This is a genomic window from Streptomyces sp. NPDC059499 (assembly GCF_042749285.1).
In the GTDB taxonomy this organism is placed as follows: Bacteria; Actinomycetota; Actinomycetes; order Streptomycetales; family Streptomycetaceae; genus Streptomyces.
Window position 1 is genome coordinate 228,454 of record NZ_JBHYTT010000002.1, and the last position, 25,649, is coordinate 254,102.

23 protein-coding genes are annotated in these 25,649 nt (G+C 71.1%); 5 read left to right on the top strand and 18 right to left on the bottom strand.

The window, feature by feature from the left end; genetic code table 11:
- Positions 1-50 precede the first annotated feature (50 nt).
- Entirely contained in the window at positions 51-1,577 is a 1,527-nt protein-coding gene (locus ACFW9O_RS06370; protein ID WP_384605745.1) for a PstS family phosphate ABC transporter substrate-binding protein, read from the top strand.
- Positions 1,578-1,665: 88 nt separating this feature from the next.
- On the opposite strand, the gene ACFW9O_RS06375 is transcribed toward ACFW9O_RS06370, so the two are convergent.
- Entirely contained in the window at positions 1,666-2,949 is a 1,284-nt protein-coding gene (locus ACFW9O_RS06375) for an adenylosuccinate synthase (RefSeq protein ID WP_384605747.1), read from the bottom strand.
- A gap of 186 nt (positions 2,950-3,135) precedes the next feature.
- Here ACFW9O_RS06375 and ACFW9O_RS06380 point away from each other — a divergent pair, with 186 nt between their 5' ends.
- The gene (locus tag ACFW9O_RS06380; RefSeq protein WP_384605749.1) at positions 3,136-3,993 is read left to right on the top strand and encodes a diacylglycerol kinase; all 858 of its coding nucleotides are present in this window, start codon (positions 3,136-3,138) and stop codon (positions 3,991-3,993) included.
- A 109-nt stretch (positions 3,994-4,102) separates the two neighbouring features.
- Here ACFW9O_RS06380 and ACFW9O_RS06385 read toward each other — a convergent pair whose 3' ends face one another.
- Positions 4,103-4,603 (bottom strand): GbsR/MarR family transcriptional regulator, encoded by a 501-nt coding sequence (locus ACFW9O_RS06385; protein WP_384605752.1) that lies wholly within the window; start codon positions 4,601-4,603, stop codon positions 4,103-4,105.
- Positions 4,604-4,695: 92 nt separating this feature from the next.
- Here ACFW9O_RS06385 and ACFW9O_RS06390 point away from each other — a divergent pair, with 92 nt between their 5' ends.
- Both ACFW9O_RS06390 and ACFW9O_RS06395 read left to right on the top strand, forming a co-directional pair.
- On the top strand, positions 4,696-5,631 hold the full coding sequence (locus ACFW9O_RS06390) for an ABC transporter ATP-binding protein (protein ID WP_384605755.1): 936 nt from the start codon (positions 4,696-4,698) through the stop codon (positions 5,629-5,631).
- A complete protein-coding gene (locus tag ACFW9O_RS06395) occupies positions 5,628-7,289 on the top strand; it encodes an ABC transporter permease (protein ID WP_384605758.1) in 1,662 nt (553 codons plus the stop codon). Before ACFW9O_RS06390 ends, ACFW9O_RS06395 begins: the two co-directional genes overlap by 4 nt.
- A gap of 34 nt (positions 7,290-7,323) precedes the next feature.
- Here the strand turns inward: ACFW9O_RS06395 and ACFW9O_RS06400 are convergent, their stop codons facing one another.
- From ACFW9O_RS06400 to ACFW9O_RS06470, 15 genes are all read right to left on the bottom strand, one after another.
- Positions 7,324-8,529 (bottom strand): cytochrome P450, encoded by a 1,206-nt coding sequence (locus ACFW9O_RS06400; protein ID WP_384605759.1) that lies wholly within the window; start codon positions 8,527-8,529, stop codon positions 7,324-7,326.
- Between the two features lie 10 nt (positions 8,530-8,539).
- Positions 8,540-9,208, bottom strand: a complete 669-nt coding sequence (locus ACFW9O_RS06405) for a response regulator transcription factor (RefSeq protein ID WP_329209540.1) — start codon at positions 9,206-9,208, stop codon at positions 8,540-8,542.
- Positions 9,205-10,521 (bottom strand): sensor histidine kinase, encoded by a 1,317-nt coding sequence (locus ACFW9O_RS06410; RefSeq protein WP_384605763.1) that lies wholly within the window; start codon positions 10,519-10,521, stop codon positions 9,205-9,207. The genes ACFW9O_RS06405 and ACFW9O_RS06410 overlap by 4 nt, the downstream gene beginning before the upstream one ends.
- 74 nt (positions 10,522-10,595) lie before the next feature.
- The gene (locus ACFW9O_RS06415) at positions 10,596-11,471 is read right to left on the bottom strand and encodes an alpha/beta hydrolase (RefSeq protein ID WP_351173850.1); all 876 of its coding nucleotides are present in this window, start codon (positions 11,469-11,471) and stop codon (positions 10,596-10,598) included.
- A gap of 140 nt (positions 11,472-11,611) precedes the next feature.
- Positions 11,612-12,808, bottom strand: a complete 1,197-nt coding sequence (gene kynU / locus ACFW9O_RS06420) for a kynureninase (protein ID WP_384605766.1) — start codon at positions 12,806-12,808, stop codon at positions 11,612-11,614.
- Positions 12,801-13,649 carry a tryptophan 2,3-dioxygenase family protein gene (locus ACFW9O_RS06425; RefSeq protein ID WP_351181560.1) on the bottom strand — a complete coding sequence of 283 codons (849 nt, stop codon included), beginning with the start codon at positions 13,647-13,649 and terminating at the stop codon, positions 12,801-12,803. Before ACFW9O_RS06425 ends, kynU begins: the two co-directional genes overlap by 8 nt.
- A gap of 162 nt (positions 13,650-13,811) precedes the next feature.
- Complete coding sequence (locus ACFW9O_RS06430; RefSeq protein WP_329209531.1) at positions 13,812-14,225, bottom strand: DUF3151 domain-containing protein; 414 nt, start codon at positions 14,223-14,225, stop codon at positions 13,812-13,814.
- A 46-nt stretch (positions 14,226-14,271) separates the two neighbouring features.
- The gene (locus tag ACFW9O_RS06435; RefSeq protein WP_384605770.1) at positions 14,272-15,783 is read right to left on the bottom strand and encodes an MFS transporter; all 1,512 of its coding nucleotides are present in this window, start codon (positions 15,781-15,783) and stop codon (positions 14,272-14,274) included.
- A 59-nt stretch (positions 15,784-15,842) separates the two neighbouring features.
- Entirely contained in the window at positions 15,843-17,003 is a 1,161-nt protein-coding gene (locus ACFW9O_RS06440) for a MalY/PatB family protein (RefSeq protein WP_384605772.1), read from the bottom strand.
- Positions 17,004-17,090: 87 nt separating this feature from the next.
- Positions 17,091-18,122, bottom strand: coding sequence for a class II fructose-bisphosphate aldolase (gene fbaA / locus ACFW9O_RS06445; protein ID WP_351181550.1), 1,032 nt, complete (start codon positions 18,120-18,122; stop codon positions 17,091-17,093).
- A gap of 189 nt (positions 18,123-18,311) precedes the next feature.
- A complete protein-coding gene (gene pyrE / locus ACFW9O_RS06450) occupies positions 18,312-18,851 on the bottom strand; it encodes an orotate phosphoribosyltransferase (protein WP_329209525.1) in 540 nt (179 codons plus the stop codon).
- Positions 18,852-18,895: 44 nt separating this feature from the next.
- Complete coding sequence (locus ACFW9O_RS06455) at positions 18,896-19,690, bottom strand: aldose 1-epimerase (protein ID WP_384605775.1); 795 nt, start codon at positions 19,688-19,690, stop codon at positions 18,896-18,898.
- Between the two features lie 105 nt (positions 19,691-19,795).
- Positions 19,796-20,716, bottom strand: coding sequence for an SRPBCC domain-containing protein (locus ACFW9O_RS06460; RefSeq protein ID WP_384605778.1), 921 nt, complete (start codon positions 20,714-20,716; stop codon positions 19,796-19,798).
- An 85-nt stretch (positions 20,717-20,801) separates the two neighbouring features.
- Entirely contained in the window at positions 20,802-22,400 is a 1,599-nt protein-coding gene (locus ACFW9O_RS06465; RefSeq protein ID WP_384605781.1) for a polyamine aminopropyltransferase, read from the bottom strand.
- Between the two features lie 150 nt (positions 22,401-22,550).
- Positions 22,551-23,072: a DUF2617 family protein gene (locus ACFW9O_RS06470; RefSeq protein ID WP_384605784.1), complete on the bottom strand. Its 522-nt coding sequence runs from the start codon at positions 23,070-23,072 to the stop codon at positions 22,551-22,553.
- Between the two features lie 702 nt (positions 23,073-23,774).
- Between ACFW9O_RS06470 and ACFW9O_RS06475 the strand changes: the two genes are divergently transcribed.
- Complete coding sequence (locus ACFW9O_RS06475) at positions 23,775-24,956, top strand: pyridoxal phosphate-dependent aminotransferase (protein WP_384605787.1); 1,182 nt, start codon at positions 23,775-23,777, stop codon at positions 24,954-24,956.
- A gap of 113 nt (positions 24,957-25,069) precedes the next feature.
- Here ACFW9O_RS06475 and ACFW9O_RS06480 read toward each other — a convergent pair whose 3' ends face one another.
- Positions 25,070-25,615, bottom strand: a complete 546-nt coding sequence (locus ACFW9O_RS06480) for a YbjN domain-containing protein (protein ID WP_351179596.1) — start codon at positions 25,613-25,615, stop codon at positions 25,070-25,072.
- Positions 25,616-25,649: the final 34 nt, after the last annotated feature.

Sequence of the window (25,649 nt, forward strand, 5' to 3'; positions counted from 1 at the left end):
TACGGTGACGCGAACCGGCACACCGCACCCATGAGGGAGCGCAGGCAACCATGGTGTGGTTCGACCCCGAGAACGTCATCGCCGTCCTCACCGCCGCCGTGGGCGTGGCGACCTCCGCGGGCGTGCTCTGGTACGAGCGCCGTGTACCGCGCCGCAAGCGCATCGGCTACCGCGTCCAGATGGACACCCCGATAGGCAGCGATGTCAGCCAGGGACGGGCCAACGTACGGCTCGGGCTCTTCAGCGAGACCCCGGACATGGCCGACGCCACCCTCGTACTGCTCCGCGTCGAGAACGACGGCTCGCAGTCGATCGCCGACGACGACTACACGGGGCGCGGCGAGCAGCTCCACGGCCTCACGGCGGAGTTCACCGGCCGTACCGTCCGAGGTGTCGCCGTGACGCACTCCCCGGGTGCCGACCACCTCATGGACCACTTCACGCCGGCTGCCGGGCTGCGGCACACCGGGTCCCTCATCCGGCTGCCTCGCGTCCCGCTCAACCGCAACGAGCACTTCAAGCTCCTGGTCCTGCTCACCGGCTCGCACGTGGGCAGCCCGATCAGGGTCACCGGCGGCATCCGGGACGGCGAGGTGACCCCGAACCAGGCACTCCGGCCGGACGAGAAGCCCCCCGTCTTCAGCCGCTCCGCCCGGATCATCACGGTGGCCCTGACGGTCTGCGTCGTCACGCTCGCCTCGATCATCCTCGTACGGAACGCCCCGCCGCCGCCGATCGAGTGCGTCCCGGGCCATCTGACGGTCACCGGCTCCACGGCGTTCGGTCCGGTTCTGGAGGCGGTGGAGGAGCAGCTCGAGTCGAAGTGCGACGGCGTCCGCATCGAGGTGAAGGCGCGCGGCAGCGCCGAGGGCCTGCGCAGGCTCGCCGGCGAGGCGAAGTCCCGGCCCGACGACACGGTCGTCGCCTTCTCCGACGGCGTGAAGCCCGCGGCGTACACGGAGCTGAGCGAGACCCCCGTCGGCGTCTCGCTCTTCCACCTCGTCGTCAACGACCACGTCCGGGTGCGGAACCTGAGCCTCGACACCGTCCGGAGGATCTACCGCGGCGAGATCACCAACTGGAACGAGGCGGGCGGACCCGATCTGACGATCAAGCTGATCAGCAGGGACGCCGACTCCGGCACGCGCGAGGTGTTCGGGCGCCGGGTGCTCGGGGGCGGCGAACCCGCCTTCTCCTCCCGCGACTGCGCCACCAAGGACGACCCGTCGGTCCCCTACATCCGCTGCGAGCTCAACGGCACCCAGGAGGTCCTGGACCAGGTCGCCTCGGTCGAGGGCGCGATCGGCTACAGCGAACTGCGCAGGGGCGAGGACCTGAAGGGGCTGCACCAGCTGGCCATCGACGGGACCACCCCGTCCATCGACGACATCGACACCTCCACGTACCCGTTCCGCGAGATCGAGTACGCCTACACCTACGGCCGCCCGCCCGCCGGCTCGCCCGCCGCGGGCTTCCTCGACTATCTGAGCCGCGGCGGCGGCCAGGGGATCATGCTCAACCACGGCCATCTGCCGTGCGCCATGCCCAAGGGGATGCGGGTGTGCGCCGAAGGCTGAACCCTCCGTACCCGGGCGGGAACGCGTGACGGCGGCCGCTCCTGCCGAGGCAGGGACGGCCGCCGTCACGGCGACTCCTGGACGACTCCTACAGGAAGGAGTTGATCTCGATCGTCTCGGTGCGGCCGGGGCCGACACCGATCGCGGAGATCGGAGCGCCGGACATCTCCTCCAGCGCCTTCACGTAGTCCCGTGCGTTCTTCGGCAGGTCCTCGAAGGTCTTGGCCTTCGTGATGTCCTCGGACCAGCCAGGCAGCATCTCGTAGATCGGCTTCGCGTGGTGGAAGTCGCTCTGGTTGTACGGGAGCTCCTCGACGCGCTTGCCGTCGATCTCGTACGCCACGCACACCGGGATCTGCTCCCAGCCGGTCAGCACGTCCAGCTTGGTGAGGAAGAAGTCCGTGAGGCCGTTGACCCGGGTCGCGTACCGCGCGATCGGGGCGTCGAACCAGCCGCAGCGGCGGTCACGGCCGGTGGTGACACCGCGTTCGCCGCCGATACGGCGCAGTGCCTCGCCGTCCTCGTCGAGAAGTTCGGTCGGGAAGGGTCCGGCACCGACGCGCGTGGTGTACGCCTTGAGGATGCCGATGACCCGGCTGATCTTCGTCGGGCCCACGCCGGAACCGGTGCAGGCACCGCCCGCGGTCGGGTTCGACGAGGTGACGAAGGGATACGTGCCGTGGTCGACGTCCAGCAGAGTGCCCTGGCCGCCCTCGAAGAGGACGACCTTGCCCTCGTCGATGGCGTTGTTCAGGATCAGCGTCGTGTCGGCGACGTACGGCTTGATCTGCTCCGCGTAGGTGAGCAGCTCCTCCACGATCTTGCTGGATTCGATCGCGCGCCGGTTGTAGAGCTTGGCGAGGATCTGGTTCTTGAAGTCGAGAGCGGCTTCGACCTTCTGGACGAGGATCGACTCGTCGTAGAGGTCCTGGACCCGGATGCCGACGCGGTTGATCTTGTCCGCGTACGTGGGTCCGATTCCGCGACCGGTGGTACCGATCTTGCGGGAGCCGAGGAAGCGTTCCGTCACCTTGTCGACCGTGGTGTGATACGAGGTGATCAAATGAGCATTGCCGCTGATCAGAAGCTTGGACGTGTCGACGCCTCGCTCGTTCAGACCGCTCAGCTCGGAGAGCAGGACCGCCGGGTCGATCACGACACCGTTACCGATCACCGGCGTACAGCTCGGCGACAGGATTCCGGAGGGGAGGAGATGCAGTGCGTACTTCTGGTCGCCAACGACGACCGTGTGGCCGGCATTGTTGCCGCCTTGGTAGCGCACCACATAGTCCACGGATCCACCGAGGAGGTCGGTGGCCTTCCCCTTGCCCTCGTCACCCCACTGAGCACCGAGCAGCACAAGTGCGGGCACAGGCGTACACCCCTTCCGGGCGGGGCATGTCCAAGGTCAGGGGGCGTACGTAAAGGTCGTACCTGCCGCACGACGATGTGCGGCAAAGCCTGAGCCGTCGAACCGGGTGCCCCGGAATAGACGAAGCCCCTGGCGCAATAGCGCAAGGGGCTCTTGCACCAAGATGCTACCCGAGGAAGGACCGAGGTGTCGGCTGCAGAGCCCCCCGGCGACGGCGACCACCAGCTACTGGTACTCATCGACCCCCTTGCCCGCCGGTTCGACGGCGAGTCCGTGCGTATCGCGAAGGACGTGCTGAGCGCGGGTTCGCACGCCAAGATGTGCCTCCCGGACAGTCCGGAGGAGTTCGCCCGGGCCTTGTCCCGGCGGGGCGGACGGCGGCCCGTGGTCGTCGGCGACGACCACACGCTGCTGCGCGCCGTGGCCCAGCTCCACCGGGAACGGGAGCTGGCCGAAAGTGCGCTCTCCCTGATCCCGGTCGGCGCGCCGCACACGTTGGAACTCGCCCATGCGCTCGGCGTGCCCCGGGGCGCCGTGGCCGCTGCCCGCGCGGCGCTCGAGGGGGCGGCCCGTCGGCTGGACCTCCTGGTCGACGACAGCGACGGCGTCGTGCTGGGCGATCTGCGCATTCCCGCGCTGGGCCCGGCGCCGGGCCCGGAGGCTCCCCACACGGGCGTCACGGCGGTCTGGGACACCTGCCGGAGCCTGATGGCGGCCCTGGTCCGCCCGGCCCCGCCCTCGTCCCCACCGCGCGCCCACCGGCTGCGCGTGGAGGCGGACGGGGTCCTGCTGAACGATCTGGACCGGCCGGTCGAGGGCGTCTCGGTGACCACGCAGGGCGACGGGGGCCTCGCGGACGTGGTGATCCACACGACGTCCGGCGAAACGGTCACGGTGGAGGCCAAGGCGGTCACGGTCTCCGGCCCGGACTTCCGCTACCGCGCGGACATACAGGTCGCGGGCCCGGTCCGGACCCGGACGTGGACGGTGCGGGCGGGGGCGTGGGGGCTGATACTTCCGCCGGCGACGGACCCGGGCAGATGACGTGACGGGCGCAGGGGCTGCCGGACACCGGTCCGGTGGCCCCGCCGGTCCGACGGCGCGCTGACCGCCGCACGGCTGTGCGCCGACCGCCGGGAGCCGTCAGCCGTACTCAGTTCCCGCCCGCCGCCCCGCGGCTCTCTCGCCACCGCTCCATCACACCGGCCAGCTCCGACTGCATGAACTCGAAGAACTCCGCGGTCTCGGCGATCCGCGCACCGGCCGGCGTGTCCTCGCCCAGGGAGCGTGCGCCTTCCCTGAGCGTGCGCTCCCAGCGCGTCAGGACCTGGTCGCGGCTGGCGAAGGTGGAGTACCAGATCTCGTTGTGCAGCCGGTAGCGGTCTCGGCGCGATCCCGGGTCGCGCTCCCGGCCGACCATGCTGACCTGCGTGAGGTAGCTGATCGCGCCCGAGACCGCGGCCGGACTGATCTGCAGCTGCTCGCCGAGCTCGGCCGAGGTCATGGAGGCGTCGTCGTCCGCGAGGAGCGCCGCGAAGACCCGTGAGGCCATCCGCTGCATGCCCGCTTCCGTCATCTCGGCCGCGAAGCGCTCGACGAACCGCGCCACGGCCTCCTCGTCACGCTCGGCGCCTTCCCCTGCCCGGCTGGTCATCGCTCTGTCGCCTCCCCTGCCCCGATCATGACCTCAACTTTATACGCTTCCTTAACTTCACAACTTTGTGAAGCTCACGTACTTTCAGAATCATGACGAAGGCAATCACCGTCGCCGGACTGCACAAGTCGTTCGGGCGGACACACGCGCTGGACGGCCTCGACCTGGACGTCGAAACAGGCGAGGTCCACGGCTTCCTCGGCCCCAACGGCGCCGGAAAGTCCACCACCGTCCGGGTCCTGCTCGGGCTCCTGCGCGCCGACTCGGGCGCGGCACAACTGCTCGGCAAGGACCCGTGGGACGACGCCGTCGAACTGCACCGGCGCCTGGCCTACGTGCCCGGCGACGTCGAGCTGTGGCCCGACCTCACCGGCGGCGAGGCCATCGACCTGCTCTCACGGTTGCGCGGCACGAGCAACACGCAGCGCCGTGACGAGCTCATCGAGCGTTTCGACCTCGACCCCACGAAGAAGGGCCGGGCCTACTCCAAGGGCAACCGGCAGAAGGTCGCGATCGTCGCCGCGCTCGCATCCGACGCGGAGCTGCTGCTGCTCGACGAACCGACCGCCGGACTCGACCCCCTGATGGAGGTGGTCTTCCAGGACGTGATCCTGCAGGCGAGGACCGCGGGAAAGACGGTGCTGCTCTCCAGCCACATCCTGGCCCAGGTCGAGAAACTGGCAGACCGCGTCAGCATCATCCGGCTCGGCAGGATCGTGCAGTCCGGGTCGCTGAGCGAGATGCGCCATCTGACACGTACGACGATCGAGGCCGAGACCGCACGCCCGGCCACCGGGCTCGACACCCTGCCCGGCGTGCACGGGGTACAGGTCCTCACCGAAGGCGGGGGCGCCGTCCGGGTGCGGTTCGACGTGGACGGCGGCCACCTCGACGACACGGTCCGCCGGCTCGCCGAGTTCGGCGTCCGCAGCTTGACCAGCCACCCGCCGACCCTGGAGGAACTCATGCTGCGCCACTACGGCGACGAGCTCTCCGTGGGCGGCCACCCGCACGGAGACGGCCGATGACCGCCACGACCACGAGCCCGGCACCCTCGGCCGACCGCTCCCTCGCGAGCGGTGGTGGCACCCTGGCCGGAACCCGCACCCTGATCCGGTTCAACCTGCGCAGGGACCGCGTCCGGCTCCCCGTGTGGATCCTCGCCCTGTTCGTCACAACGGCCGCCACGGCGGACAAGTACAGGACGCTGTACGCCGATCCGGCCGACCGCGCCTCCGTCGTCACCACCATGGAGAGCCCGGCCGGGCTCGCCATGACAGGGCCCCGGCACTACCTCGACGACTACACCTTCGGCTCGATGACGGGCCACCAGATGCTCGGCTTCACGGCCGTCCTGGTGGGCCTGATGAGCATCCTGATCGTCACCCGGCACACCCGCAACGAGGAGGAGACGAACCGGGCCGAGCTGGTCCGCTCCACCGTCGTCGGACGGCACGCGCACCTGGCCGCCGCCCTGTCCGTCGCGGTGCTCGCCAACCTCGCGCTCGCCCTGCTGCTGGCCCTCGGCCTCGGCTCGATGGGCATCGACTCCATCGACGTCGGCGGCTCGCTGCTCTACGGGTCCGCCCACGCGGCCGTGGGCATCGTCTTCGCCGCCGTCGCGGCGGTCACCGCCCAGATCACCGCACACACCCGGGGCGCCTCCGGCATGGCCATGGCCACCATCGGCCTCGCCTACGTCCTGCGGGCCGCCGGCGACTCCGGCGGCAGCGACGCACTGTCCTGGCTGTCCCCGATCGGCTGGGTGCAGCGCACCTACGTCTACGTGGACAACCGCTGGTGGCCGCTGCTGCTCTGCCTCTCACTGGCCGTGCTGTCGGCGGGAGCGGGGTTCGTCCTGTCCACCCGGCGGGACGTGGGAGCCGGACTGCGTGCCGCACGGCTCGGCAGCCCGGTCGCGTCCCCGTTCCTGACCCGGCCGCTGGGCTTCGCCCTTCGGCTGCACCGTTCCACGCTGGCCGGCTTCGGCGCCGGCGTGTTCCTGATGGGCGCGATGTACGGGTCGATCCTCGGCAGCGCGGACGACATGCTGAAGAACATCGACCAGCTCCACGAGGCGCTGGAGGACATCGGCGGCACGACCATGGCCGAGTCGTTCGCGTCGATGGTCATGGTCGTCCTCGCCGTCGTCACCGCCGTGTACGTGGTGATGGCCGCCCTGCGGCCGAGGTCCGAGGAGAACGCGGGCCGGGTGGAGCCGCTCCTCGCGACCGGCCTGTCCCGTACCCGCTGGGCGGGCAGCCACCTCGTCGTCGCACTGGCCGGCGGCACGCTCCTGCTCCTGCTGGCCGGGCTCGGCATCGGTGTCGCGGGTGCGGCGTCGGCCGGGGACCCCGGACTGTTCCCGAAGCTGGTGGGAGCCTCGCTGGCGTACGCGCCGGCGCTCTGGGTCACCGTCGGAGTCGCGGCCGTCCTCTTCGGTTGGCTGCCCCGGGCGGCATCGGCGGCCTGGGCCGTACCGGTGTACGCGTTCGTCGTCGGCTACCTGGGCAAGCTGCTGCGGTTCCCGCCCTGGCTGAACAACCTGTCGCCCTTCGGGCACGTACCCCAGCTGCCGGCCGCGGAGATGAGGTGGACGCCGATGGCGGTGCTCACGCTGATCGCTGCCGCCCTGCTGTGGCTGGGACTGGAGGGCTTCCGCCGACGGGACCTGGAGACCAAGTAGCGGGACGGGGGCCCGGCTGCCCGGGCCCCCGTCCTCAGATCTCCACCAGTAGCTCCCGCAGCCCCCGGATCACGTACCCCGGCTTCCACTCCGGTTCCGCCGACAGCCGCATACCGGGCGCCCTGCGCAGCAACTCACCGAACGAAGACGCCAGTTCGAGGCGGGCCAGCGGTGCGCCCAGGCAGTAGTGGATGCCCGCCCCGAACGCGATGTGCGGGTTGTCCTCCCGGGACAGGTCCAGCGTCCCGGCCTCGGTGAAGCGTTCCGGATCCCTGTTCGCCGAGCCGAAGAGCAGCGCGACCTGCGAGCCGCGCGGGATGACGGTGCCGTCGATCTCGATGTCGTCCAGGACCCAGCGCGCGAACATGGGCACCGGGGTGTCGTACCGCAGGAGTTCCTCCACCGCGGTCGGCAGCAGACTGTGGTCGCCGCGCAGGGAAGCCAGCTTCTCGGGGTGCTGGAAGAGCGTCCACCAGCCGTTCGCGGTGGCGTTGACCGTCGCCTCGTGGCCCGCGTTGAGCAGCAGCACGCAGGTGGAGATGATCTCCTGCTCGGTCAGCCGCTCGTCCTGGTCATGGGCGGTGATGAGCGCGGTGATCAGGTCCGTACCGGGGTCCCCGCGCCGCTCGTCGATCAGCGCGCGCAGATACGCGGAGAACTCGACGGACGCCTGAACGGCGGCCCGTGCCCTGTCCTCCGGCGGGTTCAGCTCGAACATCCCGCAGATCGCCGCCGACCAGGGGCGCAGCAGCCCCCGGTCGGACTCCGGGATGCCGAGCATCTCGGCGATGACCGCCACGGGCAGCGGCTCGGCCACCGCGGTGAGCAGATCACCGCCGCCCGCCGCGGTGAACTCCTCGACGAGCCCGGCGGCCATCCGCTCCACTGCCGGGGCGAGCATCTCGACCGTGCGGGGCGTGAAGGCCTTGGCGACCAGCCGTCTGATCCGGGTGTGGTCGGGGGCCTCCAGATCGAGGATCCCCTGCCCGTTGAGCGTGTGGAAGGGCTCGTGGGCGGCGGGCGGGGCGTCGAGGCCGAACTCGTCGTGGGTGAAGCGGTGCAGATACGTCCGGCCGAGGCGCCGGTCGCGCAGCAGCCCCGACACATCGGAGTAGTGCGGGATCAGCCACTGCCGGGTCGGCTCGAAGTAGTGCGCCCGGCCGGTGGCGCGCAGCGCGGCGTAGGCGGGGTACGGATCGGCGACGAACGCCGGCGACCAGGGGTCGAAGGACACATGCATGAGACCGACGCTATCCGGGTGTGACCAGCCTCGCCTCGTACGCGAACACGGCCGCCTGGGTCCTGTCCCTGAGCCCCAGCTTCACCAGGATGCGGCTCACATGCGTCTTGATCGTGGACTCGGCCACCACCAGGTGCGAGGCGATCTCCAGATTCGACAGCCCCTGGGCGATCAGGACGAGCACCTCGGTCTCGCGTTCGGTGAGGTCGCCGATCCTGGCCATGGCGGGCGGCCGGGGCGCTTCGGCGAGCTTCGAGAACTCCTTGATGAGCCGCCTGGTCACGGTCGGCGCGAGCAGTGCCTCGCCCGACGCCACCACCCGTACCCCGTCGGCGAGCTGGCGGGCGGAGGCGTCCTTGAGCAGGAATCCCGAGGCCCCGGCGCGCAGGGCCTGGTACACGTACTCGTCCAGGTCGAACGTGGTCAGGACGAGCACCTTGGCGTCCGCGTCGGCGGCGACGATCTCGCGGGTGGCCTCGATGCCGTTGAGCTCCGGCATCCGGATGTCCATCAGCACCACGTCGGGGCGCAGGGCCGCGACCTGCGACACGGCCTGCCGTCCGTCGACGGCCTCGCCGACGACCTCGATACCGGGCATCGCGTTGAGCAGCACGGAGAAGCCCTCGCGGACCATCATCTGGTCGTCGACGATCAGCACCCGGATGGTGGAGTCGTTCACGCGTCCCCACCCTCCCCGGCAACTGTCCGTTCGGCCGCCACGGGCAGGAACACGGCGACCTCGTAGCCGCCGTCCCCCGTGGCCTCGGCCGTCATCTCGCCGTTCAGCATCGCGACCCGCTCCCGCATCCCCGTGATCCCGTGCCCGGCCCCGGGCGACGGCTTGACCAGCCCCGTCGCGGGCCCGTTGACGATCCGCAGCCCCAGCCCGCCGAGCACGTACCCGATCTCCACCTTGGCCGTGGCGCCGGGGGCGTGGCGGAGGGTGTTGCTCAGGGCCTCCTGGATGATCCGGTACGCCGACAGTTCGACGCCCGGCGGAAGCTCGCGCACCGCGCCGGTGACCGTCTTCTCCGTCTCCAGGCCCGCTTCCCGCACATTGGCCAGCAGCCGGTCGGTCTCGGCCAGGGTGGGCTGGGGGGCGTCCGGCGCCTCGTAGTCGTCGGCCCGTACGACACCCAGGACGCGGCGCAGCTCGGTGAGCGCGGCGACCGCGTTCTCCCGGATCGTGACGAAGGCCTGCTCCAGCTCGGGCGGCGGGTTCTCCACACGGTAGGGGGCGGCCTCGGCCTGGATCGCGACGACGGACATGTGGTGGGCGACGACGTCGTGCAGTTCACGGGCGATGGTGGTGCGCTCCTCCAGGAGCGTGCGCCGGTCGCGCTCCACGGCGGTGACGGTGCGCTGCACGGTCACCTCGCGCTCGGCGTCACGGCGTACCTGCACCACGGTGACGAGGAGCAGGGCGAAGGCGGAGGTGACGGCCATGGGCCCGGTGGTGGGCGTGTAACCGTTTCCGAAGTTCTCCAGGAAGGACCCGGCGACCAGGGTGATCAGCCACATCCACGCGGCCGTACGCGGCCGGGTCCTCGCCGCGACGACGATCAGCACACCCAGGTGGCAGGCGAAGGCGTTCGGCCCCCACGGCCAGTCCCCGTGACCGACGACGGCCACCAGCGGGGTGGTCGCGAGCGACACCCAGAACGCGAGAACGGGGCGGACCAGCGTCATCATCAGGGCGGCGGACGGCACCACACCTGCGATGAGCGTCGCTATCCCGAACACGGAGTAGGTGTTCGCCTCGAACACTCCGGCCAGCATCGAGATCAGCGCGACCACGCCGACCACCGCGTGCGGCGTCCAGACCGCCCGTTTCCGGATCGCCCCGGGCAGCCTCCTGATCACCGGACCGCCGGTACCCAGCGGGCCCAGCGGACGGTAGTCGAAAACGTCGTGGAAGAGGTCCTGCCGCAGGCCGTCTATCGCCCCTGCGGCCAGCCGGAGCTCGGGGCTTCTGGTCTTCGTCTCGGTCACGCTCCCCAAGGTAGGCGCCACCGCGGCCGGGGTCGTCAGCAGTGATGCGGATCCTGGGCCGTCCATCGCAAGTACTACCAGGCCAGCTGGGCGATCTCCTCCGCCACCACCGCGCACGCGTCGGCCGACGGGTCGATCAGCGGAAAGTGCCCGACCGCGTCCAGAAGCGTCAGCCCGACCATCTCCCCCGCCTTCGCCGCGGCGTCCACGAACGCCTCCGTGACCGCCTGCGGCACGGTGAGGTCGTCGACGCCCTGGACGACGGCCGTCGCGATCCCGGTCGGGAGCAGCTCGGCCGGGTCGGCGTGCAACCTGCGCTCCTCGAAGTCCGCTTCCTTGCCGAGGAGTTGGCGCACGGCGCCGGAACAGACGTCAAGCTCGACGGCGCTCGTGAAGTCACCGATCGGCGCCAGCGCGACCACTCCGCGCAGCGGCGGCGGCGCGGGCAGCCGCCACGGCGAACCGAGCGGAAGCACGTGCCGGGCGGCGGCCCACAGGGCCAGTTGTCCGCCCGCCGAGTGCCCGGTGACCACGGTCCGCCGTATGTCGGCCTGCGGCAGCTCCCGGGCGGCGAGCACCGGCAGGGCGTCCATCGCGGCGGCCACGTCGTCGAACGTCTCGGGCCAGCGCCCCGCGACCGGACCCGCCCCGCCCTGCTGCGGGATCTCGCTGCCGCGCCGGTACTCGACGCTGGCGACGGCGAACCCGCGCCGGGCCAGGAAGTCCGCGAACGGCGACACATGGTGCCGGTCGTACGGGGCGCGCCAGGCCCCTCCGTGCAGGACGACCACGAGCGGAGCCCCGGTCCGGCCGTCGCGCGGAGCGAAGAAGTCGATCACCTGGTCGGGATGGCTTCCATAGGCCACGGACCGATCGGGGGCGACCACCGGATGCGCGAACGCCGACTCGGTCTCGGCGGCGTCACGATCACGCGCGGCAGAATCCGACATGCTGCTCCAACCGTCCTACGCATATGCCCAACTGGACTGACCTGCGGGGACGGTATCAGTACGGCGGGCCGCCTTCGGACCGGCGGCAGACCCGTGCGGGCCCGGTCCTCGAGGACCGGGCCCGTACGGAACGCGAGGCCCTAGGCGGCCAGTACCTCCGCCAGGATCCGCGCGGCGCGCTCGGCGTCCGCGAAGCCGACGTACAGCGGGGTGAAACCGAACCGCAGCACGTCCGGGCGGCGCAGGTCGCCGACCACGCCGCGTTCGATGAGCGCGCGCATCACCGGTTCGGTGTCGTCCGCGTTCTCGCACCGCAGCGAGACCTGACTCCCGCGCTCGGAGTGGGAGACCGGGGTGACCGGGACGACCCGGCCCTCGGGGACGTACGCGGCGACGCACTCCAGGAAGAAGTCCGTCAGGGCGAGGGACTTGGCCCGTACGGCCTCGACCGTGACGCCCTCCCACACGTCCAGCGCCGCTTCGAGCGCCAGCATCGAGAGGATGTCCGGGGTACCGACCCGGCCCCGTACGGAACCGTCCGCCGGGGTGTACTCGGGGGTCATCCCGAAGGGGTCGGCGTGCGAGGTCCAGCCGGGCAGGGGCGAGTCGAAGGCCGCCTGGTGGCGTTCGGCGACGTACAGGTAGGCGGGCGAACCGGGGCCGCCGTTCAGGTACTTGTACGTGCAGCCGATGGCCAGGTCCACCCCGTGCGCGTCGAGGCCGACGGGCAGGGCGCCCGCGCTGTGGCACAGGTCCCAGACCGCGAGGGCGCCCGCCGCGTGGACGGCGGCGGTGAGGCCCGGCAGGTCGTGGAGCCTGCCCGTGCGGTAGTCGACGTGGTTGAGCAGGACGACCGCCGTACGGGGGCCGAGTGCGGCCGGCACGTCGGCCGGGGAGACCGGGACGATGCGGTGGCCCGTCATCCGGGCCGCGGACTCGGCGATGTACCCGTCCGTCGGGAACGTCGTCGCGTCGACCAGGATCTCGTCGCGGCCGTCGGCGGCCAGACGGCTCGCTGCGACCACGGCCTTGAAGACGTTCACGCTGGTGGAGTCGCCCACCACGATCTGCCCGGCGGCGGCACCGACCAGCGGGGCGATCCGGTCGCCGATCCGCTCGGGCGCGGTCCACCAGCCGCTCTCGTCCCAGGAGCGGATGCGCAGGGAGCCCCACTCCCGGGTGATGACGTCCTGCATGCGTGCGGCGACGTGGCGGGGCAGCGCGCCCAGCGAGTTCCCGTCGAGGTAGACGGTGTCGTCGAGGGCGAACAGCTCGCGGCGGCCGACGAGCTCGTCGGCGGCGTCGAGCGCCTGTGCGCGCTCGTAGAGGTCAGACATGGCTGCGCGCCGTCCACAGCTCGGGGAAGACGTTCTTCGTGGCCCGCTTCTCCAGCCAGGCGACCCCGGCCGACCCTCCGGTGCCGGTCTTCGAACCCATCGCACGCCGGGTGGCGACCAGGTGGTCGTTGCGCCAGCGCCACACCAGCTCGCCGACGTCGGTCAGCACCTCGCCGAGCCGCACGAGCTCGTCGTTCTGGTCGGGACGTGCGTAGATCTCCGCCCAGATCGCCTCGACCACGGGGGACGGCTCGTACTTCTGCGACAGGTCCCGGTCGAGCACCGACTGCGGCACCGCGTGACCGCGCCGGGCGAGCAGGGCGAGCGTCTCGTCGTACAGGCCCGGCTCGTGGAGCGCCTTCTCCAGCTCGGCGTGGACACGGGGAGCGCCCCGGTGCGGCACGAGCATGGACGCGGACTTGTCGCCCAGCAGGAACTCCATCCGCCGGTACATCGCCGACTGGAAACCGGAGCCCTCGCCGAGGGAGCCCCGGTAGGAGTTGAACTGGGCGGGGGTGAGGCCTGCCAGCGGCTTCCAGGAGGCGTTCAGCGCCTCGAGCTCCCGGAGCGAGCGCTTCAGCGCGTCGCGTGCGACGGGTATGCGGTCCTCGCGCAGGGCACGGGTCGCGGTCTCCCACTCATGGACGATGACCGTGAACCACAGCTCCATGACCTGGGTGGTGACCAGGAAGACCATCTCGCCGGGATCGTCCGAGCGAAGGTGCTGGAGGTGGGTCAGGACATCCGCCTGGACATAGTCCTCGTACGGAGTCGTTCCCGCGAAGTCCAGGTGCGGGGTGTCCGCACCGGTGGCTTCGGGGTCGGGGTTGATCGTCGACATTTCTGTCTCCTCGACACGAGCTTCCGGGTAGCGGTCCGCCCCTTCCTCTGAGGTGGTGGAGCTCCGGTCCCCTGCTCGCATCCTAAACCGGAGCAGCACGGGACGCGTCGGGCCCCGCAGGCGAGGGTGCTGCCTGCGGGGCCCTACGGGTGCGGAGGGGGCTCAGCCCAGGGTGTCGGCTGCGGTCTGCGAGGAGTCGCGGAGGAACGACGAGCAGCGCTCGTACTCCTCCTGCTCGCCGATCGACTGCGCGGCGCGCGCGAGGGCGTGCAGGGCGCGCAGGAAGCCGCGGTTCGGCTCGTGCTCGAACGGGACGGGGCCGTGGCCCTTCCAGCCCGCCCGGCGCAGTGCGTCGAGACCACGGTGGTAGCCGGTACGGGCGTACGCGTACGACTCGATGACCCGGCCGCCCTCGTACGCCTCGTCGGCGAGCTGGGCCCAGGCCAGCGAGGACGTCGGGTACTTCGCCGCGACATCGGCGGGTGCGGCGCCGCCGGCGAGGAGCTCGCGCGGCTCCGGGTCGTCGGGCAGGTGGGTCGGGGCGGGGCCCCCGAGCAGGTTCTCGTGGATGGACATGGTTCAAGTGTGCCTGGCTCCGACCGCATCGTGGACACCCGGGCGACTACGTTCCGCCCGTCCGTCCCCCGGTCTGCCGTTCCGGCTCCAGGGGCGGGGCCGTGACCCCGCAGTGCATCGTGCATTCGGGCCGGCATTCGCGTGCCGCCTCCGGGGTCGTCCGCACCAGCGACCAGGCGATCACCGACCCCGCGACGAGCAGCCCGGCGCAGATCGGCATCGCCCGGCGGAAGGTCGCGGCGAACTCCCCGGCGTCGCGGTACGCCTCGGGGCCCATCCCGGCGAGCAGCGGCAGCGCGGCGACGGCGAGCAGTCCGGCCGCCCGCGCCGCCGCGTTGTTGATCCCGCTGGCGAGCCCGGCCCTACCCGTGTCGACGGCGGCCAGGACGGTCGCGGTGAGCGGCGCCACCAGGACGACCATGCCGATGCCCAGCACCAGGACGGCCGGCAGGACGTCCTGGACGTACGAGGAGAGCGAGGCGCCCGGGCCGACCCGCAGCATCAGCAGCATCCCGGCCGCCGCCAGCAGGGGGCCGACCGTGAGCGGGATCCGTGGCCCGATGCGCCGGCCGAGGTCACCGGCGGACGCGGAGAAGAGCAGCATGAGCACGGTGGTCGGCAGGAGCGCCGTGCCCGCGCCGAGCGCCGAGTAGCCGGCGACGACCTGGAGCTGGATCGCGGAGAGGAAGAAGAAGCCGCCGAGAGCCGCGTACACACAGAACGTCACGATGTTGACGGCGGTGAACTGCCGGGACGCGAAGATCGACGGCGGCACCATGGGGTCGGCCCGGTTGCGTTCCACCTGGACGAACGCCACCCCGAGCAGCACCCCGCCGATCGCCGCACCGACGACCGTTGCGGACGCGCCCTGCACCGGAACCTCGATCAGCGCGTAGGTGACCAGAGCGAGTGCCAGGGCCGCGAGCGCGGCTCCGAGCACGTCGAAACGGCCGTGGGCCGCAGGGTCCCGGGACTCCGGCACGTGGCGCAGGGCGACGGGCAGGCAGACGGCGGCGAGCGGGAGGTTGAGCAGGAACACCCAGCGCCAGCCGGGCCCGTCCACGAGCCAGCCCCCGACGAACGGCCCGACCGCGGCACCGACCCCGCCGAGCCCCGACCACAGCCCCACGGCGCGGGCGCGGTCGTCGGGATGGAAACTCGCCTGGATGAGCGCCAGCGAACCGGGGGTGAGCAGGGCGCCTCCGACGCCCTGGAGGGCTCGCGACGCGATCAGGACGGCCGCGTTCGGCGCCAGACCGCAGAGCAGTGAGGCCACGGCGAACCAGACGACGCCGATCACGAAGACCCGCCGCCTGCCGAACCTGTCCCCGAGCGCACCGCCGAGCAGGATCAGCCCGGCCAGCGTGAGCATGTAGGCGTTGACGGTCCACTGGAGGGCGGCGAGGTCGGTGTCGAGGTCCTCGCCGATCCGGGGAAGGGCGACGTTGATGACCGTGGAGTCGAGCAGGGCCATGCTCGACCCGAGGACGGTCGTCAGGACGATCCACCGCCCCGCGGGCGAGGCAACCCGGATTGCGCCGTCGGCCGCGTCTGTCATACGAGCAGCATCGCCCGCCGGACGCTCGGGAGCACCTCCAAGCCCGTGCGGCGAGTCTTCTAGCGGACCGCCCCCACAGCCCGCACCAGCGCCGCCACCCCGGCCTCCACCTTGCTCCGGGGGCACCCCGCGTTCAGCCGGAGGAACCCGGGCGCCCCGTACACCGAGCCCGGCATGATCGCGACCTTCTCCCGCTCGATCAGCGCACGCTGCAGCGCCTCGTCGTCCACACCCAGTGGTCGCAGATCGATCCAGGCCAGATAGCCCGCCTGGGGCGGCTCCCACCCGAGCTCGGGGAACGCCCCGTCCAGCCGCTCCGCGATCAGCGCGAGATTCCCGGCGACGTACTCCCGTACCTCGTCCAGCCACGCCCCGCCCTCCCGGTACGCGGCGATGTGTGCCGTCAGAGACAGCACGGCCGGTGAGGCGAGCCCCTCCGCCGTCTCCATGCGCCGCAGGTACTCCGTCCGGTCCGCCGGATCGCCGATGATCCCGTACGAACCCGTCAGCGCCGGAAAGTTGAACGACTTCGACGCCGAGCTGATCACCGCCCAGCGCCCGTCACCGGCCACCCGTGTCCACGGCACGTGCACGTATCCGTCGTGCACGAAGTCCGCGTGGATCTCGTCGCTGATCACCGCGACACCGTGGCGCCGGGCGAGCGCCGCCGTCTCCCGCAGCTCGGCCTCCGTCCACACCCGCCCCGTCGGGTTGTGCGGGGAGCACAGCACGAGCACCTTCGCGTCGGCCCGCTCCAGCTCACGCTCGAGCGCCTCGGTGTCCCCCACCGGCACCCCCCGCAGCTCCCGTCCGAGCCCGGTGACCGCCTTCCTGAAGCCGTCGTACGTGGGGGTGTGGACGACCACGCCGTCCCCCTCACCCGTCCACATCTGGAGCAGCTGGGAGAGCTGGCTGAGCACGGACGGCCCGTAGACGAGCCGGCCGGTGTCGAGCTCCGTGCCGTACCGGGTCGCGTACCAGTGCGCGATCGCCGACCGGAAGTCGTCCTGCTGCCAGGTCGTGTAGCCGAGCACCCCGTGGTCGAGCCGGGCGCGCAGCGCGACCAGCACCTCGGGCGCGGTCTCGAAGTCCATGTCGGAGATCGTGAACGGCAACAGCCCGTCCACCCCGAACCGGTCGGCGACCCCGTCCCACTGGACGCACCAGGTGCCCCGGCGGTCGATGACGGTGTCGAAGTCGTAGCGCGCAGGCGTACTCACAGCGGATTCCTCATGGTTCGGTTCGGACACGGAACGGGCCCGGCACCCCAGGAAAGGGGGGCCGGGCCCGGTGCGTCCGTGACGTACTTACTTCAGCTTGGTGCCCGTGGAACGCAGGTCGGCACAGGCCTGCGTGACGCGCACGGCCATGCCCGCCTCGGCGGACTTGCCCCAGCTGCGCGGGTCGTAGACCTTCTTGTTGCCGACCTCGCCGTCGACCTTCAGCACACCGTCGTAGTTGCGGAACATGTGGTCCACGATCGGGCGGGTGAAGGCGTACTGGGTGTCGGTGTCGAGGTTCATCTTCACGACGCCGTTCTCCAGCGCGGTGGCGATCTCCTCGGCCGTGGAGCCGGAGCCGCCGTGGAAGACGAAGTCGAACGGCTGGCTGCCCGCGGCCTTGCCGTACTTGGCGCCGACGCCCTCCTGGAGGTCCTTGAGGAGCTCGGGACGCAGGACGACGTTGCCCGGCTTGTAGACGCCGTGGACGTTGCCGAAGGACGCTGCCAGCAGGTAGCGGCCCTTCTCGCCCAGACCGAGCGCCTCGGCGGTGCGCAGCGCGTCGTCGACGGTCGTGTACAGCTCGTCGTTGATCTCGTGCGTGACGCCGTCCTCCTCGCCACCGGTCGGGGTGATCTCGACCTCAAGGATGATCTTGGCGGCGGCGGCCTTGGCGAGCAGCTCCTGGCCGATGGCCAGGTTGTCGGCGAGGGTCTCGGCCGAACCGTCCCACATGTGGGACTGGAACAGCGGGTTCAGACCCTTGGCGACGCGCTCCGCGGAGACCTCGATCAGCGGACGGACGTACGTGTCCAGCTTGTCCTTGGGGCAGTGGTCGGTGTGCAGGGCGACCGTGATGTCGTACTTGGCGGCGACGATGTGCGCGAACTCGGCCAGGGCTACGGCGCCCGTCACCATGTCCTTGTTGTGCTGGCCGCCCAGGAATTCAGCCCCACCGGTGGAGATCTGGACGATGCCGTCGCTCTCCGCCTCCGCGAAGCCGCGCAGCGCAGCGTGCAGGGTCTGGGTCGACGTCACATTGATGGCCGGGTAGGCGAACTTGCCTGCCTTCGCCCGGTCGAGCATCTCGGCGTAGACCTCGGGGGTTGCGATGGGCATCTGTCCGCTCCTTGGGATGTGCGGGTGTGCAGTGCTGGTCCCTGACCTGGGGGCGACGTCATCGTCGCCCCCATCTTTCCAGACTCTCGCCCCGGCTCCACCCTGCCCGTGGCCGGAGCATCTTTACGGGCGTACGCGAAGGGCGGCCGGTTTCACGTGAAACCGGCCGCCCTTCAGGAAACGTGCAGGTCAGGCCAGGTCGAGGTCCGCGACCCCGTAGGCGTTGACGTACGGCAGACCGGCCTCCGCGATCGCCGGAGCGGCACCCCGCTCCACGATCACGGCAACGGCGACGACCTCACCGCCGGCCTCGCGCACCGCCTCGACCGCGGTCAGCGGGGAACCACCGGTGGTCGAGGTGTCCTCGACGACGAGGCAGCGGCGGCCCTTGACGTCCGTGCCCTCGATACGGCGCTGCATCCCGTGCGCCTTCTGCGCCTTGCGGACGACGAACGCGTCGAGGCTCTTCCCGCGCGCCGCGGAGGCGTGCAGCATCGAGGTGGCCACCGGGTCGGCGCCCAGCGTCAGACCGCCGACGCAGTCGTAGTCCAGTTCGGCGGTGGCATCGAGCATCACCTGGCCGACCAGCGGCGCGGCCTTGCCGTCCAGCGTGATCCGGCGCAGGTCGATGTACCAGTCGGCTTCCAGACCCGAGGAAAGGGTCACTTTGCCGTGCACCACGGCCTTGTCCTTGATCTGCTGGAGCAGCTCAGCGCGTACGTCAGTCATGCCCACGAGGGTAAGCGCTGGCGTGACCGCGCCGCGGCCACGTCTCAGAGCCGCACCCAGCTCCAGGTCGTCACGATCTCGAGCGGGTCGATCGGGGTGACCAGCCGGGGCGTGGTGTTCAGCCCGTTCGGCGGGCCCGACTGCGGCTCCACGCACACGGCCTCGGGCTGCTCGTCGTAGATCACCACCCACTCGTCCCGGCTCTTCACCGTCAGCTCCAGCTGTTCGGGCCAGGTGAGCTTCACATCGACGCCCTCGGGCATCCCGAAACAGTCGTCCCAGGGGCCAGGGAGGGGGTTGATCCGGCGGCCGGTCGGCAGGTGGTTGTCGCCGCGCTCCTCCTGCCAGGCGGCGTCGAAGTCGATCCGCACGTCCTGGCCGCCGGTGTTGCGGAGGAACCAGGGGTGCCAGCCCGCCTGTGCCGGGAAGGAGTTCCCGTAGGTCTCGACACCCATGCGGAGCGTCAGGGCGTCCTCGCTCAGTTCGAAGGACTGCGTGACCCGGCCCTCGTACGGCCACGGGTCGGCCAGGTCGTAGAAGAAGGCCGCCTCCGCCTCGTCCTGCCGGGCGGGCTGCCAGTCGGTGTCGCGGCCGGTGCCGTGCATCGCGTGCGGCGGGGAGTCCACCGGCAGCCGGTGCAGTTCGCCGCCGTTGCGGAACAGGCCGTTCTCGGTGCGGCCGCACCACGGCACCATCGGGAAGCAGCCGTACCGCTCGCCCTGGCGCAGCAGTTCGGTGCCACCGATCCGCAGGCTGCGGATCCGGCAGCCATGGACGGGGTCAACGGTCAACTCGGCGTCGCCGGCGGTCAGCCGGACGTCCTTCGCAGCTCTGCTCACCCCAGAACACTACTGGCGCTGCCAGGGCCTGTCCCGCCGTCCCCGGTGGATCGGCGCGCGGCGTGGGACGCCGCGCATCGCGCGGCCCGAGCACCGGGACAGCGGTTACCTCCGGCGCCGCAGAGCCCGGCCCACGACCACGGCGGAGGCGATCGCGAGAACGGCCGCGGGAGCGATCCAGCGCAGCGTGACGCCGGCAGTCATGTCGTCCTGCGAGGGCACGGGGGCGTACCGGCCGCGCGGCGGAGCGTGGTCGACCTCCTCCGTACTCCGGCCGATCATGGTGCGCCGGGCGTGTGCGGCCTCGGCAGGCGGACCGTCCGGCACGGTGAACTCCAGCTCCGCCGCGGGATCGAGCGAGGGCGGCGGCACGGGGGCGTCGAAGACCGAGCCCTTGTCGCGCACCTCGCCGGAGGCCGAAGGCTCGGACGGCTCGGAATCGGAGTCGGAGTCGGAGTCGGAATCGGAATCGGACGAAGCAAAGGCAGAAGCCTCGGCGGCAGAAGACTCGGGCTGCGACGGCTCGGGCTGCGACACCTCGTCCTGGCCGGTCCCGGTCGCAGCTCCGGGAGCGGTCTCCTGCGCATCCCGGGCGGCCAGGGACTCCGTCACCAACTGCTGCGTGAAGCGGTCCAGCAGCCGCTGCACCGCGGCGAGCGCCGCCGCCTCCTCCAGCTCCACGATGCGGCCCTCGCCGCTCGCCGACCCGCCGAAGGCGACCGTCGTGCCGCCGTCGGTCCGGGTGAGTCCGACGGTCAGGGACAGCTTCGCCGAGCCCCCGCCCCGGGCCTCGACGCCCTCCCCGGACACGAGGAAGGTGTCGTCGCCCCGGCCGGTGATCGTCAGCGCTCCCCGGTAGGTGATCGTGTGACCGTCGATCCGGATCTTCAGCCGGCCGGTCAGGGGCCCCGCCGACACATCGGCGTCCTGCTGGAGGCCGGGGACACAGCGCGCCACACGGGCGGGGTCACCCAGCGTCCGACGAAGGGACGCGACCGGAACCGGAACGAACACCTCATGCTCCATACCGACCGAGCCTACTCAGCCGGGGCCGTCCCGTCAGCGCTTCCGCACCCCGTTCACCGTGAGGTCCGCAGCGTCCCCACCACGCTCACGGTTCCTCCCAGTAGCGCGGATGCACCAGCGTCGACGCGCTCGCGCCCTTCAGCCGCACCTGCTCCGCCGAGCGCTCGGCCGCCAGCAGCTCCCGTTCCCCCAAGGAGCGCAGCCCCGGCACCCGGCCGTCGAGGCCGAGGGGGCCCACCGCACGCGGAGCGGCGAGCACGAACCCCCAGTCGTGCGGCGCCTGCGACCCGCCCGTGGGCCGGTCCGGACCCGCGGCGAGACCGGTGCGCCTGCCCTCGATGCGGTACGGGCGGGTCGCCAGGCCGCCCGCCCTCATCGACGCCTCCACCGTCCAGAACGTCTCCGGCCTGCTGCCCAGCGGCCCCGCGTGCACCACCAGGCGGCCGCCCGGCTCCAGGGCTTCCTCGACCAGGCCGTAGAACTCCGCCGAGTAGAGCTTCGTACTGGCCGTGATCCCCGGGTCGGGCAGATCCGAGATCACCACGTCGTAGCGGTCACCCGTGGCCCGCAGCCAGTTGAACGCGTCCCCGGCGGCCGCTGTCAGCCTGGGATCCCGGTACGCGTGCCCGTTCAGCCCGGAAAGCGCAGGGTCCGTACGGGCCAACCGGGTGACGGCCGGGTCGAGCTCGACCACCACGACGGATTCGACGTCCCGATAGCGCAGCACCTCGCGGGCCGCCAGCCCGTCGCCCCCGCCGAGGATCAGCACCCGCTCGTGCCTGCCCCTCATCACCGGGTGCACCAGTGCCTCGTGGTAGCGGTACTCGTCGCGCGAGCTGACCCTCAGCCGGCCGTCCAGATAGAGGTCGAGCGAGCCCCGCCCCGCTCCGGTGAGGACGACCTCCTGCACCTCGGTCCGCACGGCGACCCGCACCTCGTCCCCGTACACCGCGCTCCGCGCCGCCCTCTCGAAGTCGTCGACCAGGACCGTGGCCGTGGCCAGCACCGTGATCACCACGGCGTTGGCGGCGATCAGCAGCCAGCGCTCGCGGGTGCCGAGGTCCCGCCGGAACACCCACAGCACCAGCGCACCGCCCGCCGCCGCGTTGACGGAGCCGGTGAACAGCGCCCCGGTGAGCTGGCCCATCATCGGCAGCAGCAGGAACGGAAACGCGAGCCCGCCGACGAGCGCGCCCACGTAGTCGGCGGCGAAGAGATCGGCGACGGCCCCGCCCGCGTCCTGCCGGTCGACCCGCTGGATCAGCGTCATCAGCAGCGGGATCTCCGCTCCGATCAGGATCCCGATCGCCATCGAGAACCCCACGAGCGCGTAGCGCGACTCCCCGAGCCAGGCGAACGACGCGTACAGCACCAGGGCCGACGATCCGCCGACCAGCGCGAGGGCGGCTTCGATCAGGCCGAACCCGACGGCGGCGCGGCTGCGTAAACGTTTCGCGAGAAGCGAGCCGATGCCCATCGCGAACACCATCACGGACAGCACGACGGAGGCCTGGGTGACTGAGTCACCGATCAAGTAGGAGGCCAGCGCGACCAGTTCGAGCTCGTACACCAGTCCGCAAGCGGCACAGATGAACACCACGGCCAGCACGAGGAAGCGGCCGGTCCTCGGCCGTACGGGAAGCCTCGCCGCACCCCCTCGCAGCGACACCTGCTGGTCGATCATGAGGCGAACGCTACGTTACGGCGACGTCGCCGCTTGTCACCCACAAGGGTGCAAGTGAGGCACTCCGTAAGCACGTCGAATGCGCCCCGCACCTGCGCGGACCGGTACCGCTCCCGGCTGCGGCCCCGCACGGACCGGCGCCACGCCCGCTCACAGCGCCGGCACGGGCATCCGCACCCCCACCCGGGTCCGGGTCACCACCAACTGCCCCTCCTGCGGATACGCGTGCCAGGTGCGCCACCCCACCTGACCCTCCGAGTGCTGCGCCAGCATGGCCGTGAAGGCGTACGGGCTGCCGGGAAACGTCCCCGCGAGGCCGTGCGGATGGTCGGTCACCAGCGCGAGCAGCTCCTGTGCGCGCCCCGCGAACGAGCCCTCCGAGAGAGTCTCCACGCGCGCCGCGAACTCGTACTCCCACTCGCCCATCCGCTTGGCGACGCCGAGCGGCAGGGGCGTGCTACTGCCCGGAATACAGGCAACGGTCTCGGAACAGGTGCCGCGCTCCTCCTCCAGGAGGACCTGGTGGGAGGCGCCGAGCAGTCTCATCTGCAGCTTGGCACAGGGCAGTTGAAGGTCGAGGACGGCGAGGGCCGGCAGTGGCTCGCGCCCCAGCGCCCAGGCCAGATCGGCGGCACGGGTATCGGAATAGGCGGTCTGGAGGGTCGTGAGCATGGGTCGGCTCCGCAAAACACACATGGACACACGGACAGGAGGTGCCCCCGGTGCGTCGCACCTAGGGGAAGGGGAACGCCTGAACCGGCCCGTTCAGGGTCCGACGGCTGAATGTTCCCTACAGCGAGGGAATCATGAAGTACGCCACACTCACAGCGTTTTTACCCAACTTGACGTGGTTTCCATCCCCTCGGGGGCAGCACGGTTCATCTGTTCCAGAAAAGCCCAACGAAAAGGAGCCCGGCGGGAGTTCACCCACCGGGCGCCTCACGGACACGGCGTCCGCCCCCGGTCGGGCCGACCGGGTCAGCTGCCCCCGCCGCCGCATCCTCCCCCGCCACCGCACGACGAGCCGCTGCTGCACGAAGAGCTGCTGCCGCCACCGCCGCACGAGTGACCGCCGCCGCTGTCACCGGCCCACCAGCCCGACGCCCCGCCCCCGCCGGCGGATCCACGCCGTGCCCGGCGCCCGGCACGTCCCACCGGCGCCTTCCTCCTGCCGGCCGCCCTCATCAGGAACGCGACCGCACCCCCCATGATCACGAGAACAACCACGATGAAGATGAAGTGCTCCACCGACCTCACATCCTTCTGTCCCCCGAAGCGAGGTCCCCGCTTCTTACGTGACAGGGGGATTCCCACGCCCCATCGCGGCCAAAGCAGACTTGAGCAACTCCAGAGCTTCGGCACAGGATGGCGCCCATGACACAGGGACGACCGCTGCTCAACCGCCGCCTCGCCGACTTCGGCACGACGATCTTCGCGGAGATGTCCGCGCTGGCCCTACGGACCGGATCGATCAATCTCGGCCAGGGCTTCCCCGACACCGACGGCCCCGAGGAGATCCGTGAGGCCGCGGTCCGGGCGCTGCGCGCCGGCCACGGCAACCAGTACCCGCCGGGTCCCGGCGTCCCCGAGCTGCGCTCCGCGATCACGGAGCACCAGCAGCGGCGCTACGGACTGGCGTACGACCCCGACACCGAGGTGCTCGTCACGGCGGGCGCCACCGAGGCCATCGCCGCCACCCTGCTGGCCCTCCTGGAGCCCGGCGACGAGGTCATCGCCCTGGAGCCGTACTACGACTCGTACGCGGCCTGCATCGCCATGGCGGGCGGTACCCGCGTCCCCGTCACGCTCCACCCCCACGAGGGCGCCTACCGGCTCGACCTCGACGAACTCCGCGCCGCCGTCACCCCCCGCACCCGGCTGATCCTTCTCAACACCCCGCACAACCCCACCGGCACGGTCCTGACGCGCGAGGAGCTGGCCGCCGTCGCCGGGCTCGCGTGCGAGCGCGACCTCCTCGTCGTGACGGACGAGGTCTACGAGCACCTGGTCTTCGAGGGCGAGCACATCCCGCTCGCCTCCTTCCCCGGCATGCGCGAGCGCACGGTCACGATCAGCAGCGCGGGGAAGACGTTCTCGTTCACCGGCTGGAAGGTCGGCTGGATCACGGCGAGCCCCGCCCTGGTCACCGCGGTCCGGTCCGCCAAACAGTTCCTGACGTACGTGTCGGCCGGGCCCTTCCAGTACGCGGTCGCCGAGGCACTGCGCCTGCCCGACAGCTACTTCGACGGGCTGCGCGCGGACCTGCGCGCCAAGCGCGACCTGCTGAGCAGCGGCCTCGCCGAGGCCGGCTTCGAGGTCTACGAACCTGCCGGAACGTACTTCGTCACCACCGACATCCGGCCGCTCGGCGGGGGGCAGGACGGCTTCGCGTTCTGCCGGGCGCTGCCGGAGCGGTGCGGAGTCGTCGCCATCCCCAACGCGGTGTTCTACGACCACCGCGACCAGGGAGCGCCCTTCGTGCGCTTCGCCTTCTGCAAGCGCACGGAGGTACTCACGGAAGCGGTCACCCGGCTGAAGAGCCTCGGCACGGGCTGATCCCCCGGACGGGGAGAGCACGCACGGGGAGAGCCCGGACATGAGGAAGCCCGGCCCGGCGGCGTGGTCGCGATGACCGCCGCCCCCGGCCGGGCTGTCCCACCGGCGCCGGATCAGGCCTCCGGGGACTCCTCGTCCGCGGTCTTCTCCTCGGCGGGCTCCAGGCCGAGGCGCTCCACGAGCCACTTGTCGAACTCGATGGAGGCCCGCACCCAGCTGACCGTCGAGGAGACGAAGTGCTCCAGGCTGACGCCGGTGCCGATGAGCATCTGCGCCTCACCGATCAGCCGCACGGAGGCGGCGGCGCCCTCCTCGCCCTCGTGGGCGTGCGTGTAGACCTTGGGCCACAGGGTGCGGCGGTTCCAGTCGTCGATCGCGTCGAGGAGCACGGGACGCTGGTCGACGGGGTGGGGGCGGTCGTAGAACGTACGGACCGAGAAGACCTGCTGCTCCTCCTCGCCGCGGAACATGAAGTACGTGCGGAACTCTTCCCACGGCGCTGCGAGGTCGCCCTCGTCATCGACGACGTACTTCAGCTCCATCTGCTCGAGAAGCTGCTTGACGAGGTCCTGGTCAGGGACGACGGGCCCCTCGGGTCCTGACGCCTGCGGCTCGGGCTGGCCCCCGAAGTTGGGAATCGAGGACGGGTCGATAGACATCGCTGGGTACTCCTGTGGATCGCTCGTGGGTTTT